We start from the raw sequence: 248 nt of genomic DNA on the forward strand, positions 1-248 counted from the left end.
AGGGTTAAACAGTGTCAACACCCGGTTGCGCTGGTAATCGTGCATCAGGAAGAACTAGAGCACCGGGATGAATGCCCCAATCAGCGCTCCGGCAACAAAAATTATCCGCCAGCTGATGCCGGACAGAAAAAGCACAAACACCCCGGATGCCGCGATCAGGATAGAGGTGCCCAAATCGGGTTGCTTGGCAATAAGAATGGTTGGCACGAAAATCATCAGGGTGGCAATGATGATGTTCTTCAGGCTCG

At 52.0% G+C, this 248-nt stretch carries 1 pseudogene; it reads right to left on the reverse strand.

From position 1 onward, the window contains the following. Positions 1 to 57 precede the first annotated feature (57 nt). A pseudogene (locus ACYP03_RS27315) lies at positions 58 to 248 on the reverse strand (FtsW/RodA/SpoVE family cell cycle protein); the annotation flags it as partial.

It is taken from the genome of Photobacterium sp. R1 (assembly GCF_054600795.1).